Here is a 12,336-nt window from a genome sequence, read left to right on the forward strand (position 1 = left end):
CCGGGCGCGGGCTCGAAACGTCAGCGGTGAGCGATGACGTCAGCGGCGAGCGATGACGTCAGCGGCCAGCGATGGCCGGCGGCCGCTGGTGACGTCAGTGGCGGGCCATGACGTCAGCGGCGGGCCATGATCAGGCCGGCCGGGTCGCTGCAGACCAGGTCGAGGGCCCGCTGCACCACCTGCGGGTCGTAGGTGGAGGCGTGGAACGTGGCCTCCAGGTGCAGCACCCCGTTCATCTCGCTGGTGGTCAGCGTGACGCCCTCCGGACCGTTGAGCGTCGGCACGCTCTGGTTGACCCGGCCGGTCGCGTCGACCGCCCACGGCAGGTCGCCGAGCACGTCGTGCCGGCCCTGGTTGCTGAAGGTCAGCCGGGGCCGCGGGGCCACCGTGATCTCCGTCGGGAACGGATCCGGCATGCCGGGCGCGCCGGTCAGCATCAGCTTGCCCTCGCGCAACGCGATCATGGTGAGGATCCGGCCGGTGGCCAGCTCCGCCTTGAGCGTCCGGTGGATCGACAGCGGGTCGGTCAGGTTCTCCGGGGCGAGGTACGGGCCCATGCAGAAGTTGCTGTCGATGCTGACGCCCTTGTCCAGGTAGCGGCGGGCGTCGGCGAGGAACGTGCCGCCGGCCAGGTCCGGGTCGAGGCCCAGCTCGATCAGCGCCGAGGTGAACGCCGCGAAGGTGATCGCCGAGGTGGTGACGCCGGGGGCGTACTGGTCGCGCCAGCCGCGCATCTGGCCGAGGACCAGCGACGAGCGGGCGGTACGCACCGTCAGGTCGGGCTGCCACGGCCGGGTAGGCCCGGTTTCGGGGTGCGGCGGCTTCGGAAAGCTCAGGCCGGTTTTCCACCGGTCCGGGTGCATGCCGAACTGCTTCCACCAGGCCTTCGGCAGCGCCCAGCGGTGCCGCGCGGACGGGGCGACCCGCGCCGCCCGGCCCTCGTAGGCGGCCAGGACCAGCTCACGCAGCAGGGTGTTCACCGGGCCGGCGTCGCCGTACGCGTGGGAGACCTTGAGCGCCACGTAGCCGCCGCCGGCCAGGATCCGCACCGGGTGATGTCCCCGCGGCTCGGCCTGCAGCTGCCGGGTCATCGCGTCGAAGTCCACCGGTCCGGGGCCGAGGTCGGTCACCGCGTCCAGCACGTACGTCGCGAAGCTGGCCGCGTCCATGTGCTGCCACTTCGCGCCGGTCCGGTCCAGCCGGGAGACCGCCCGGTGCGACGGATCGGCCAGGTGCAGGCCGACCAGGGCGTTGCGCAGCCGGTCCGCGGTGACCCCGGTCAGCGGGCCGACAGTGCGGATGTACTCCAGCGGCAGCCAGGCCTTCTCGTGCAGGGTCAGGCTGGTGGTGGACATGACATTCACTCCCTCTGCCAGCGCCGTCTCGTCGACGACGGGCGCGAATACAACCTTGAGCACTGTCGGCGCGACCAGCACCGTCTCGATCGCCATCACCACTGCCACCGCGGCGACCAGGTCGTTCAGGTCCCCGTGGCGGCCACCCCACCAGGCCGCGAGCAGCTCGGCCGCGCCGGCGAAGACCGAGAAGATCCCGGCGCCGCGGACCTGGCCGCGCACCCGGGAGACGGCCAGGAAGAAGTGGTGGAAGACGAACGGGACGTAGGTGAGCGTGAGGATGGCCAGCGCGGAGCCGGCGGTCCGCGCGTACTCGTCGCCGAAGACCGACATGATCGGGTCGGCCAGCAGCATCACCACCAGCGCGACCGGCAGGCCGCCGCCCAGGCAGATCAGCAGGCCCATCCGGACCTTGCTCCGCAGCGCGGCCCGGTCGCCGGCGGTCACCGCGAAGAGCGTGAGCGCCACGTTGCCGGGCACCATGGCCAGGAACGACAGCACCATGAAGGCGGTGTAGAAGGCGGCGTTCGCCTCGGCCGACAGCACCGCGGTGACCACCAGCGGCAGGGCCGCCCGTGGCAGGTAGGTGGCCAGGTTCAGCAGGTTGTGGTCGAAGGTGGCCCGGCCCCGGCCGCGCAGCAGCGCGACCCGCGGCCGCAGCGAGTCGATCATCCCGCGCCGGCGCATCGCGCGGTGCAGGATCGCCGTCGAGGCGACGATGCCGGCCACCCAGGTGAGCAGCAGCTCGCCGCCGGTCAGCGTGATCGGCAGCAGCGCGAGCACGCCGAGCAGGACCAGCTTGATCACCGAGAACCAGGCGTTGCGCATCAGTTGGAGCGGGCCCTGCAGCAGGCCGACCATCGCCTCGTCGAGGACCAGCGTCATGGCGTTCAGCGCGATGCCGGCCACCAGCAGCACGGTGCCCGGGGTGCCGCCCATCGCCTGGCGCAGGCTGGGGATCCAGAGGTGCGCGACGGCCACGTAGAGCAGGCCGCCGGCGGTCGCCGCGGCGCCCGCCACCAGCAGGCAGGTGGAGATCAGGTCCCACTTGCCGCGGCGGATCGAGGGCAGGTCGGAGATCAGCATGGTGCCCATGCCGAACATGCCGATGGTGCCGATCAGGGTCATCGCCGAGACCGCGGCGGAGGCCTGGCCGACCGCCGACTGGGTGGCCACCCGTGCGGCCACCCACCAGTACGCGAATCCGAACGCCGAGGTGACCAGCGTGGTCGCCATCAGCGACCCGGCGTTCAGGAAGAGGTCGACGTGACCGCGGAGTGCGGCCAGGATGCCCCGGCGTGCCGTCACTTCGTCACTGCTCCCAAGATCGGCATAGTGACGAAACTAGTAACTCGCCGTGTTCATCGGCTAGAGCGAACCTGATCACTCTGGCGAGCTGTCTGGACTGGAAAAACGGCCGAATGGGGGACCTGTGTGACGTGGCTTTCAGTCACGTGGAGTAGTGGATCTAGAGCCAGCCCGTCTTCTTGAGCCGCCAGTAGAGGCCGCCGCAGAGCACCGCCATCGTGCCCATCGCGCCGGGGAAGCCGAACGGCGAGTCCAGCCCCGGGATCACCGTGAAGTTCATCCCGTAGATGCCGGCGATCACGGTCGGCACCGCGGCGATCGCGGCCCACGCGGCGATCTTGCGCATGTCGTCGTTCTGAGCGATCGAGATCTGCGCCAGCCGGGCCTGCAGGATCGAGTTGAGCAGGTCGTCGAAGCCGGCCACCCGCTCCACCGCCCGGCTCAGCCGCCCGCGCACGTCCCCCAGGTAGGGGCGCAGCCCGGCCGGCAGGTCCCGGGCGGCCAGCACCTGGGCGAACGGGTCGGCCAGCGGCAGCACCGCCCGCTTGAACTCCACCATCTCCCGTTTCAGCTGGTAGATGTGGGCGATACCGGCGCTCCGCCCGGTGCTGAAGATCTCCTCCTCCAGGGTCTCCAGGTCGCGCTCCACGTGGCCGGCCACATCCAGGTAGCTGTCGACCAGGCGACTGCCCACCGCGTACGCCACCGCCCACGGCCCGTGCCGCAGCACGTCGGGTCGTTTCTCCAGTTCCTCCCGGACCGCACCGAGCGGGCCGACCGGGCCGTGCCGCACCGTGATGGCGAACCACCGGCCGATCAGCAGGGTGATGTCGCCGGTCTCCACCACCTCGGAGGTGTCGGTGAGCCGGTCGTGCTCGACGTACCGGGCGGCCCGCAGCACCAGCCGGGTCACCTCGCCGGCGGTCTCCATCCCGGGCCGGTGCCCGCCGCTGGTGGCCCGCTCGGCGAACAGCTCGTGCAGGCCGAACACCTCGGCGATCCGGGCCATCGTGGCCCGGTCCGGCTCGTGCAGGCCGAGCCAGACGAACGCGTCGCGCCGGCGCCGGGCGAGCCGGGCCGCCTCCGGGAACGGGACCTGGCGGGGCTGCCCCGGCTCGGCGCGCCGCAGGCCGGCGGCGTAGACCGCGCAGTCCACGACGGCGTCCGGGTCGTCCCGGTGCGGTGCGGGAGCGGTCTGCCGCGGCCGCCGCAGCGTGCTCAGCACCTGGCGGAACGGGCGGAGCAGCGAGAACTCGTCGTCGCGCCGGCCCAGCATGCGTGCTCCCGTCCCCAGATGTCTCGGTTCCGGATGCAAGGTAGCCGGTCGGTCCGAGCGTTGCGTCGCCGCACGCCGGGCCCTCGACGCCGAGGTAGGTTGCGGCCATATCCTGGCCGCAATAGAGGGGATTCTGGGAACCATGGCGAACACGAGTGCCCGGATGCTGCGGTTGCTGTCGCTGCTGCAGACCCATCGCTACTGGCCCGGGTCGGAGCTGGCCGAGCGCCTCGAGGTCAGCCCGCGCACCCTGCGGCGGGACGTGGACCGGCTGCGCGAGCTGGGCTATCCGGTGGACGCCAGCCGCGGGGTGGCCGGCGGTTACCAGTTGCAGGCCGGCGCCGCGGTGCCGCCGCTGCTGCTCGACGACGAGGAGGCGGTGGCCATCGCGGTCGGGCTGCGCAGCGCCGCGGCCGGCGCGGTGGCTGGGTTCGAGGAGACCTCGGTGCGTGCCCTGGCCAAGGTGATCCAGCTGCTGCCGCCCCGGCTGCGCCGCCGGATCGACGCGTTGCAGGCGGTGACCAGCCCCGGCGTCTTCGGTGGCGGTCCGGCGCTGGACGCCGGGGTGCTGACCACCATCGCGATGGCCACCCGGGGCGAGGAGCGGCTGCGTTTCGACTACTCGCCGCGCGAGGGCGCCGCCGGCGGCCGCCACGTGGAGCCGCACCGGCTGGTCCCGCTCGGTCGCAAGTGGTACCTGCTGGCCTGGGACCTGGATCGGGGCGACTGGCGCAGCTTCCGGGTGGACCGGATCGCCGGCCCCGCGCTGACCGGGGCCCGCTTCCGGCCCCGGGAGATCCCGGGCGGGGATCCGGTGGTCTGGTTGCGGTCGCGGATCCGCGCCATCCCCAATCGGTACGACGTCGCCGTCCTGCTGGCGGCCGAGCCGGACCGGGTGCGGGCGGTGGTCGGCCACTGGGGGACCGTGGAACCGGTCCGCGAGGGCGTCTGCCGGCTGCGGATGAACGTCGACGACCTGGGCTGGCCGACCATGGTGCTCGGCGTGCTGGGCGCGCCCTTCACCGTCGAGTCGCCGGCCGAGCTGCGGGAGAACGTGCAGGCGGTGGGCCGCAACCTGCTGCGCGGCACGACGCTCTGATGTGGACGGACCGACGCCCCCGTGGCGCCGGTCCGCATTCACGAAGGTAGCTATCGGGTGCGACATTTCTCGTCACTTTTCGCCCCGCGCTTATATAAAATTCAACTTATTTTGGGTACGCCCGGAGCGCCCCGCTCAGGGCAGCGCGCGCCGGCGGATGTGGTCGTCGTGCCACTGCGAGCCGACCAGGAACCGCTTCACGCCGACGATGGCGAAGCCGTGCTTGGCATAGAACTTGGCGGCCCGCACGTTCTGCTGGTTCACGCCCAGCCAGCAGGAGGCGGCGCCGGTCTCGGCGGCCGCGGCCAGGGTGGCGGTCATCAGCGCGTGCGCGGTGCCGGAGCCGTGCCGGTCCGGGGCGACGTAGAACTTGCTCAGCTCGACGCTGGTGCCCGGGTCCACCACGGCGGCCACGTCCGGATCCGTGATCGGCCCGCGAACCAGCATCGCGTAGCCCACCGGCCGGTTCTCGTCGCTGGCCAGGAGCACGGTCCGGGCCGGGTCGGCGAGGTAATCGGCGAACCGCTCGGCGGACAGGTGGGTGGCGACGAACGCGTCGATGTCGGCCTGTGCGGTGCCCGGCGGGCAGGCCAACCCGAAGGTAAGTGTCGCCAGCGCGTGCAAAGGTTGCTCATCGCCCCGGGTGGCGTGACGCACAGTTATCGACATAGCGAAACAGTTTAGAGTCTTGAGAGTGCGCCCTCAGACGAAGCAGCTCGCCGATGTGATTCCGGCGCCCGCCCTGGTTGTTCCGGAACCGACCGTGACCTTCACCGTCGCCCCCGACGCCGTGGCGGCGCTCGCCCCGGCACCCCGGCCGGACGGGCCGATCCGGCTCGACCTCGGCGATGCCGGCGGCCTGGGGCCCGAGGGCTACCGCCTGGAGATCACCGAGGGCGGCGTGACGCTGCGTGCCGCCGAGCCGGCCGGGTTGTTCTGGGGCCTGCAGACACTGCGCCAGCTGGCCGGTGACGACGGCGTGCTGCCCGGCGGGGTGATCGAGGACCGGCCCCGGTTCGCCTACCGCGCGGCGATGGTCGATCTGGCCCGGCACTTCTTCACCGTCGACGAGATCAAGGCGCACGTCGACCTGCTGGTCCAGTTCAAGATCAATCACCTGCACCTGCACCTCACCGACGACCAGGGCTGGCGGCTGGAGATCCCCGGCTGGCCCCGGCTCACCGAGGTCGGCGGGGGACCGGGCACCGGCTGCGACGGCGCCGGGCCGGGCTTCCTCACCTTGGCCGAGTACGCCGACGTGGTCGCGTACGCCGCCGCGCGGTTCGTCACCGTCGTGCCGGAGATCGACATGCCGGGGCACGTGAACGCGGCGCTGGTGGCGTACCCGGAACTGACAGCCGACGGGCAGCCGGTCGCGCCGCGCACCGACGCCGAGGTCGGCTACAGCTCGCTGGTGGCCGGCAAGGAGGAGACGTACGCCTTCGTCGAGGCGGTGCTGAGGACGGTGGCCGACGTGACGCCGGGCCCGTTCCTGCACATCGGCGGCGACGAGTGCCTCTCCACCTCGGCCGAGGACTACCGGGCGTTCCTGGCCCGGGTGCTGCCGCTGCCGGCCAAGTACGGCAAGCGCGCCATCGGCTGGCACGAGATCGCCGCCACCCCGCTGCCGGAGGGGACGGTGGTGCAGTACTGGCGGCCACTGCACGAGGAGGGGAACCTGACAGCGGTGGTCGAGGCCGGCCGCCAGGTGATCATGTCGCCGGCCGACCGGACCTATCTCGACATGAAGTACGACGCGGACACCCCGCTCGGGCTGGACTGGGCCGGGCTGGTGCCGCTGCACCGGGCGTACGACTGGGACCCGGCCGAGCGCCTGCCCGAGGAACTGCTGCTCGGGGTGGCCGCGCCGCTCTGGTCGGAGACCCTGCGCAGCGTCGCCGACCTGCGCTACCTGACGTTCCCACGGCTCCCGGCGGTGGCCGAGGTCGGCTGGACGCCGCGGGCCGGCCGGGACTGGGAGTCGTTCCGCAAGCGGCTCGCCGGATTCGGCCCGCGCTGGGACGCGGCCGGGGTGACCTGGTTCCGCGCTCCGGAAATCGACTGGCCGGCGGGCTGATCGGCAGAGGGCCCCGCAGCCGTATCTCCGGCCACAGACCCTAGGCTGGGCGTTTCTCGACGGTGAGGAGAGCGGCTTGAGCAACGACGCGCGAGCGGCGGCGAGGTCGGCCGCCGCCCTGGCCGGCTTCCTGATCGTCGCCGGGCTGCAGCTGGCAGTGGTGCTCGCCGTGCTGTGGACCGTGCTGAAGTCGCTGCCCACCGACTTCGCGCTGCGCGCCGGGGTGCCGCTGAGCATCGCCACGTTCGGCGCGCTCGGCTACGCCACCTGGCGGGCCCTGCGGCTGCGCCGGCGGCCCCCGGCCGGGGTGGCGGTGCCGCGGGCCGACGCGCCCGAGCTGTGGGCTCTGGTGGACGCGGCGGCGGCCGCCGCCGGAGTGACCCCGCCCGCCGGGCTGACCGTCGTCGCCGACGCCACAGTGGTGGTGGGTGAGCGGACCCGGGCGCTCGGGCTCGGCGGCGGTCGGCGTGACCTCTACCTCGGGCTGCCGCTGCTGCAGGCGTGGGATCGCGGGCGGTTGCGCGCGGCGGTGGCGCACGAGCTGGCCCACGGCTCGGCCCGGCTGGGCCGGTGGGCGCCGGCGGCGTACCGGGGACGGGTTGCGGTGGGCCGGCTGGCGCCGCGCTGGAGCCGCGGCCGTAACCCGGCCGCCGCCGTCCTCCGGGCCTATGCCCGGTTCTATCGCCGCTGGGACGCGCCCTTCAGCCGGGCACAGGAGCTGGCCGCGGACCGGATCGCGGCGCAGCACGCCGGGGCCGAGGCGGCCACCGGCGCGCTGCGTGACCTGCCGGTGCTGGCCGGCATGCAGCGGCTGTTCCACGCCGAGTACGTCGGTCCCGGCTGGCAGGCCGGGCAGGTGCCGGACGACCTGTTCGGCGGGTTCCTGCGGGTGCTCGCGGCGCGGGCCGAGGACGTGGCGATCCTGCGGGCGCGCGGGCCGGAGCCGGCCGGCGCCTGGGACACCCATCCGCCGCTCGCCGAGCGGCTGGCCGCCATGGCGCCCGCGTCCCCGGCGGATCCGGCGGCACCGGAATCCGTGCCGGCCGCCATGGCGCCCGCGTCCCCGGCGGATCCGGCGGCACCGGAATCCACGGCGGCCGCGCTGACGCCCGCGTCCCCGGCGGATCAGCGGGCGTCGGAATCCGCGGTGGCTGCGGAAAGAGAGGAATCGGCCGGCGAACTGGTGCCCGACCTGCCCGCACTGGGCCGCGCGCTGCAAGCCGTCGCCTTCCCGCCGGCCGGGCGGGCCCAGGTGAGCTGGGACGACTTCCTCAGCCAGGCCCGCACCGCGGAGATGGAGCGGGAGGCCGAGGCGGCCCTGGCGACAGTGGCTCGGGCGGTCGGCACCGCGGTGCCGGACGCGGCCGGGATCCTGGAGCTGGCCGCCGACGGGCGGCTCGCCACCGCTGCCGCGAGCATCTTCCCCGGCCTCACCGCCGAGGAGACCGCCGACCGGATCGTCGAGCTGCTCTCCCTGATGCTCGCGCTGGCCGCGCTGCGCAGCGGGGTGGCCCGCTGGCGGCACAGCTGGACCGGCACCGCGGAGCTGGTCGCCGCGGACGGTGCCCACCTGAACCTGACCGACGTGGCCGCGGCCGCCGCCGACCCGGAGCAGGCCGAGGCGGTCCGCGCCTACCTCGCCCGGATCGGGGTGGATCTCGCCGCGTCCGGCGGCGAGCGACCGGCCGCCCGGGCGCAGGTGCTCGGCGGCCTGATCAACCTGTCGGCGGACGGCCGGCGGACCGACCTGCTCGTCACCGACCTGGGCTTCCTGCTGGTCCCCGGCCTGTCGCGGGGCAAGGGCGTGGCCGCCAAACGGCGGCTGCAGCAGATCGCGGCCGGCGGTGTCCCGGTCTCCGGCGAGGCGGGACCGGCGACGGCGGTGGCCACGATGGAGCCACCCGGCGACGGCCGGCGGTTCGTCCCGTTCGCCGACGTGGCCGAGGTGACCAGCCTGCCGGGCCGGCGACGCGGGTGGACGATCGGCCTGCACGACGGGGGCACCCTGACCCTGCGGCCGTCGCTGGACACCGACGAGCTGCCGGGCGGATGGTCCGCCTGGGACGACGCAGTCACCTTCCTGACAGGAACGCGTCTCACCGGAACGCGCTGACGTCTCGTCCGTTCCGAATGAGTCGCTCTTGGGCCCCTCCGGGTCACAATGACCTCAGCGATTGTTGGCTTCCCGGACTCTCGAAACGGGTAGCAGGGAACCGGTGCTGAGCGAGACGATCGCCGGGACACGGGGAGGCGCTATGGAGCGGGGGCCGGTGGCGCTGTTCGGGGCCATCGTCGCGGTCGGGCTGGGCCCGGCGCTGTGGCTGGGCGTGCAGCTCGCCGCGATCAAGGCCCCGGCGGTCAGCACGCCGCCGGCCACCGTCCGCCAGCAGCAACTGCCGGCGGCCGAGACCGACTCGGGCGGTTACGGCGCCGGGGAGGCGTCGGAGACCGCCGACCCGATCATCGACCGGACCGTGCCGCCGGCCGCCGGGACGCCGGTCAAGCACGCGGCACCACGGCCCCCGGACAGTCCCTCACCCTCGCCGTCACCGCCGGCCCGCCGGTCCGCGTCGCCGTCGCCGGTGGTCACCTCGTCACCGGCGGTGCCCAGCAGCCCGTCGGCCGAGTCCACCACCGTGCCGCCCGCCGACGACCCCACCGAGGGCGAGCCGGAGCCGTCCACCTCGCCGTCCGCCGACGAGTCCACCGCGCCGGACCCGGACGAGACCTGGTAGAGCGCGGCCAGGTCGCGGGCCGACGCGGCGAACCTCGCACGCAGCTCCGGTGGCCCCAGCACCTCCACCTCGGCGCCGAATTTCAGCAGCTCGAGGTGCCCGTGCCGGAGTGACTCGATGGGCACCACAGTGGTCCGCCAGCCGTCCGGGCCGGGCGGGCCGGCCGCGGTGTGCGCGACCCGGGACATCTCCGGGGCGAAGACGAACGGCATGGTGCGCAGGGCGTCCGGCGAGACTCGGACGGTGGCCTCGGCGGTGTAGACGCTCCGCTCGTACCGCTCGGTCCACTCGCGCCAGAAGCCGGCCAGGTCGAAGCCGGGCGGGCGGGTGGCCGGCTCGTCCAGCACCGCCGACTCCAGCACGTTCGTCACCCGGTACGTGGTGACCCGGTCGTTCCACTCGCCGACCAGGTACCACCGGCCGGCCTTGAGCACCACGCCGAGCGGGTTCAGCTCCCGGTCCACCTCGCGCGGCTGTTTCCAGCGCCGGTACCGGATCCGCAGCCGCCGCCCGTCCCAGACCGCGCCGGCCACCGTGGCCAGGTGCGGCACCGGCTCGTCGGCCCGGAACCAGCCGGGCGCGTCCAGGTGGAAGCGGTCGCGGATCAGGTCGGCGCGCTCGGCCAGCTCGCCGGGCAGCGCGGCGCGCAGCTTGAGCTCGGCGGTGGCCAGCAGGGAACCGAGACCGAGCTCGGCCGCCGGGCCCGGCATCCCGGCCAGGAAGAGGGTGCCGGCCTCGGCGCCGGTCAGCCCGGTGAGCCGGGTGCGGTAGCCGTCCAGCAGCTGGTAGCCGCCGGTGGGGCCGCGGTCGGCGTAGATCGGCACGCCGGCCGCGCCGAGCGACTCGACATCCCGGTAGACGGTGCGCACCGAGACCTCCAGCTCGTCGGCGAGGGCCTGCGCCGTCATCCGGCCCCGCGCCTGCAGCAACAGGAGCAGGGAGACGAGTCGGCCGGCGCGCATGGCACCCAACGTACCGAGCGAGGGGAGTCCGGGTGGGACTCCCCCGCGTACCGGAAAATGGGTCTCAAAGGCCGAGCAGGCGGTCCAGGATGTCCCGGTACGCCCGCAGCTCCACCCGCAGCGCCTCGGTGTCGTCGCGGCCCGAGGCGAGCGAACCGCGGTGCTGACGCAGCGAGCTGGTCAGCTTCTCGATGGTCTCGTCGACCAGCGCGGCGGCCTCGCCGGTGCTCGTCTTCGGGTCGTCGACGAAGCGCAGCTGGATGTCGCGCCAGCGGTCGCGCAGCGGCTGGGTCTCGGATTCTGGGAAGAACGCGGTGGGACCGGACGCGGCGGGTGCGGCGGGCTCGGTGGTAGTGGCCGTGTCCGTGGCCCTGTCCGTGTCCGTGTCCGTGCGCGTGTCTCTGTCGGTATCGGTGCCGGTGTCCCGGTCCGTGACCGTGTCGTTGTCGGTGACCGGGATCGCCGCGACGGCGACGACCGGCTCGGCCTCCTCGACCACCTTGGGGTCCTCGAAGGTGCCGCGGTCGTCGATCGCCTCGTCCACAGTGGTGTCGTGGACCCGGTCCTCGCCCGCGCGCTCCGCCTCGTCCCGGTGCTCGTGCCGTTCCTCGTGGCGCTGCTCGTCGGTGACCGGCGCGTCCGCCTCGGCGCGGCGGTCGGCGATCGGCTGGGTGGCGTCGTCGTCGTGCGGATCGCGGTGGGTGCCCGGCTCGTCCGGCCGATCGTCGGCGGGTGCGTCCTGCCACGGCGACCCGGCGCGCTGCGGCGGCACAGCGTCGGTCCGGTCGCCCTGGTCGGTGGCGTTGTCCGGGGCCTCGTTGGAGAAGAAGCGCATCGTGGGGCTCCTCAGCGGCTGGTGGCGTCGTTCTCGGGGGCGGGCTTGTCGGCCGGCGCGCCGGCCGGCTTCTCGGTCTCGGTGACGGATCGGTCCGCGGTGGTCCGCGGCGTGGGCACCGCGGTACTGCCGCCCGGCACCGGGTCCTCGCCGAGCAGGTCGGCGAAGAGGGCCCGGTAGTGGACCAGCGCCTGGCGCAGGTCCTCGGTGCCGGCCTCGTCATTCTTACTGCGCTGGCTGATCTCGTGGGCGGCCCGGTAGTGCTCCAGCGTGGCGGCGTGCTCGACGGAGAGGTTGGCGAGCCGCTCGTCGTAGTCGGCGGTCGGATAGCCGCGCTCGGTGATCAGCCGGGTGACCAGCTCGTCGGCGGTGCCCACCGCCTCCTTCGGACTGTCCACGAAGCGGATCTGGACCTCTTCCCAGGCGGCGGCGTATTTCGCCCGGGACTCCGCGGAGAGCGGCGTGAGCTCCAGCTGCGCGTGCCGCTTGGTGCGCTCCAGCAGCTCGCGCTCCGCCTCGGTGCGGTTGCCGGTGTCGGCGACCACCCGGTCGTACTCGGGTCCGAAGGTCTGCTGCAGCTTGCGACGCCGGCCGGCCCGGACCGCGAGCACGATCGCGGCCAGCACCAGCAGGATGACGACGATCAGGACGATGGTGGCGGTGGCGGACATCAGGTTCCTCCTTCTTCC

At 73.5% G+C, this 12,336-nt stretch carries 9 protein-coding genes; 3 read left to right on the forward strand and 6 right to left on the reverse strand.

Annotated features, from left to right (window positions below; all coding sequences use genetic code 11):
- Positions 1 to 113 precede the first annotated feature (113 nt).
- A complete protein-coding gene (locus Actob_RS05255) occupies positions 114 to 2,663 on the reverse strand; it encodes a lipopolysaccharide biosynthesis protein (protein WP_284918923.1) in 2,550 nt (849 codons plus the stop codon).
- A 160-nt stretch (positions 2,664 to 2,823) separates the two neighbouring features.
- Positions 2,824 to 3,939: a magnesium and cobalt transport protein CorA gene (locus tag Actob_RS05260; RefSeq protein WP_284918924.1), complete on the reverse strand. Its 1,116-nt coding sequence runs from the start codon at positions 3,937 to 3,939 to the stop codon at positions 2,824 to 2,826.
- A 142-nt stretch (positions 3,940 to 4,081) separates the two neighbouring features.
- Here Actob_RS05260 and Actob_RS05265 point away from each other — a divergent pair, with 142 nt between their 5' ends.
- Positions 4,082 to 5,038 carry a helix-turn-helix transcriptional regulator gene (locus Actob_RS05265; RefSeq protein ID WP_284918925.1) on the forward strand — a complete coding sequence of 319 codons (957 nt, stop codon included), beginning with the start codon at positions 4,082 to 4,084 and terminating at the stop codon, positions 5,036 to 5,038.
- 135 nt (positions 5,039 to 5,173) lie between these two features.
- Here Actob_RS05265 and Actob_RS05270 read toward each other — a convergent pair whose 3' ends face one another.
- Positions 5,174 to 5,707 (reverse strand): GNAT family N-acetyltransferase, encoded by a 534-nt coding sequence (locus tag Actob_RS05270; protein WP_284918926.1) that lies wholly within the window; start codon positions 5,705 to 5,707, stop codon positions 5,174 to 5,176.
- A gap of 25 nt (positions 5,708 to 5,732) precedes the next feature.
- Here Actob_RS05270 and Actob_RS05275 point away from each other — a divergent pair, with 25 nt between their 5' ends.
- Positions 5,733 to 7,115, forward strand: a complete 1,383-nt coding sequence (locus Actob_RS05275) for a family 20 glycosylhydrolase (RefSeq protein ID WP_284918927.1) — start codon at positions 5,733 to 5,735, stop codon at positions 7,113 to 7,115.
- A 76-nt stretch (positions 7,116 to 7,191) separates the two neighbouring features.
- On the forward strand, positions 7,192 to 9,228 hold the full coding sequence (locus Actob_RS05280) for a M48 family metalloprotease (protein WP_284918928.1): 2,037 nt from the start codon (positions 7,192 to 7,194) through the stop codon (positions 9,226 to 9,228).
- A gap of 309 nt (positions 9,229 to 9,537) precedes the next feature.
- Here Actob_RS05280 and Actob_RS05285 read toward each other — a convergent pair whose 3' ends face one another.
- The 3 genes from Actob_RS05285 to Actob_RS05295 form a co-directional block, all read right to left on the reverse strand.
- On the reverse strand, positions 9,538 to 10,812 hold the full coding sequence (locus Actob_RS05285) for a helix-turn-helix transcriptional regulator (RefSeq protein ID WP_328518414.1): 1,275 nt from the start codon (positions 10,810 to 10,812) through the stop codon (positions 9,538 to 9,540).
- Between the two features lie 64 nt (positions 10,813 to 10,876).
- On the reverse strand, positions 10,877 to 11,647 hold the full coding sequence (locus Actob_RS05290; protein WP_284918929.1) for a hypothetical protein: 771 nt from the start codon (positions 11,645 to 11,647) through the stop codon (positions 10,877 to 10,879).
- An 11-nt stretch (positions 11,648 to 11,658) separates the two neighbouring features.
- Positions 11,659 to 12,318, reverse strand: a complete 660-nt coding sequence (locus Actob_RS05295; protein WP_284918930.1) for a hypothetical protein — start codon at positions 12,316 to 12,318, stop codon at positions 11,659 to 11,661.
- Positions 12,319 to 12,336 lie beyond the last annotated feature (18 nt).

This window comes from Actinoplanes oblitus, assembly GCF_030252345.1.
GTDB lineage: Bacteria > Actinomycetota > Actinomycetes > Mycobacteriales > Micromonosporaceae > Actinoplanes > Actinoplanes oblitus.